This window comes from Paenibacillus sp. Y951, assembly GCF_056786395.1.
In genome coordinates, this window is record NZ_JBXCIY010000061.1 from 1 (window position 1) to 2,175 (window position 2,175).

1 protein-coding gene is annotated in these 2,175 nt (G+C 50.6%); it reads left to right on the forward strand.

Features of this window, described 5'->3' with window-relative positions; translation table 11 throughout:
* Positions 1-130: 130 nt before the first annotated feature.
* Positions 131-2,175 (forward strand): condensation domain-containing protein (locus AC1TPB_RS24785; RefSeq protein WP_482078934.1); only part of this gene is annotated, 2,045 nt, incomplete at its 3' end.

Sequence of the window (2,175 nt, forward strand, 5' to 3'; positions counted from 1 at the left end):
GGAGGAGTACCACGAAAGCACGATACAAGCATTGCTGGCCAGCTACAAGAAGCAGTTACTTTCGATCGTCGAACATTGCATGCAGCAAACCGAGACGGAACTTACTCCGAGCGATGTGGGGAGCGTATCAATGCCGTTAGTCACTTTCGATAAACTTCGCGAGCAGTTGGCAAGTAACGGCAGCGGCGAGATGGTTTCCATGTACCCGATGTCTCCGATGCAAGAAGGCATGCTGTTCCAAGCACTAAAGGAACCGCAGTCGTCGGCGTATTTCAACCAATTGTCGATTGTGATTCAAGGGTCGCTGCATAAAGCTAATCTGGAGAAGAGCCTCTCCCTTCTGATGGAACGGCACGATATCTTTCGAACGATGTTTATGTATGAGGAATTAGAAAGGCCGTTGCAAATCGTGTTAAAGAAGCGCAATCCTTCGATCGTTTTCGAAGGTTACACAGGGTTAACGGAAGATGAAATCAAGATTAGCGTGGAGCGGTTCAAACAATCAGATCGGGAACAAGGATTCGATCTCACGAAAGATGTGCTATTGCGGATTGCCGTATTAAGGACGAGAGAGAGCCAATACGAGATTGTATGGAGCCACCATCATATACTGATGGACGGCTGGTGCATGGGCATCGTCTTAAAAGAGTTCTTCTATATGTACGCACAGCTTTGCAGCGGTAAGGCGATAGATTTACCTCCCGTGAAGCCCTATATCGACTTTATCAAGTGGTTGGAGAAGCAGAATCGCGAAGAAGCGCTGGTCTACTGGAGAGATTACTTGGCGGGATACGAGCAGCGTGCGACGATCCCTGCAAGCGGAAGTCGTACAAACGAGTCGTATGCACTTGAAGAAGTCCGTTATTCGTTGGCAGAGACATTGACCGAGCGTTTGACGAAAATGAGCAAGCACCATCAGGTTACGATGAACAGCATGATGCAGACGGCATGGGGCATGTTGCTGCGAAGTTATAGCAACACCGATGACGCGGTGTTCGGTGCAGTCGTGTCGGGGCGTCCTGCGGAAATCGACGGCGTTGAAAACATGGTAGGGCTGTTTATCAACACGCTGCCGGTTCGACTAAGCCCGGACGAAAACGCGGACACGTTTATTGAGACGGTCAAACGCTTGCAGCAACGAGCCCTCGATTCGGAGAAATACGATTACACTTCTTTGGCAGAGATTCAAGCGCAATCGGATCTGAAACAAAACTTGATCGATCATCTATTTGTCTTCCAGAACTATCCGGAAGTCAAGGTAATACGCGGACAATCCGAGAATCAGGATTTTCAGATCACAGATATCCATGGATTTGAGCATACCAATTATTCGTTAAGCGTGACGATGCATGTATATTCGAGTCGTCTCTCCATCAAAATTGGTTTCAATGGGTCGGAACATTGTAGAGATAACATCGAACGAGTCATCAGCCATTTGGAAACCATTCTGGAACAAGTAACGGCAAGGCCTGACATGGGGCTGGACGAAATCGATCTGGTCGGGGAAGAAGAGAGGCGTCAGCTGCTGACGGTGTTTAACGACACAAAGGTGAAGTATCCGAAGGACCAAACGATCTACGTGCTGTTCGAGGAACAGGCGAAGCGGACGCCGGAAGCAGTGGCGGTCATATTCGAGTCTGAACGGTTGACGTATGGGGAGCTGAACGCGAAGGCGAACCAACTGGCGTTTGCATTGCGGGCACGAGGCGTAAGAGCGAACCAGATCGTGGGGATCATGGCGGATCGTTCGGTGGAAATGATCGTGGGCATTCTCGCGATCCTGAAGGCCGGTGGTGCATACTTGCCAATCGACCCAGCGTACCCTTCTGAGCGGATCGCGTACATGCTGGAAGACAGCGGCGCCGATCATCTACTCGTATACGGTGACGCAGAAGTACCGCAAGATTACGAAGGAACCGTGCTGAACCTGGCGGACGCGTCACTGTATGCGGGCGACACTGCGAACCTGCCAGCGGCAAGCGGTCCAAGCGATCTGGCGTACGTCATCTACACATCGGGATCGACGGGACAGCCGAAAGGGGTCATGGTCGAGCACGGTGGTTTAACAAACATGATGGTTGCGCTGCACAACAAATATCCTTGCGGGGAAGAAGAAGCTTATTTGTTGAAGACGGGCTATACGTTTGACGTGTCATTAACGGAACTGTTCGGATG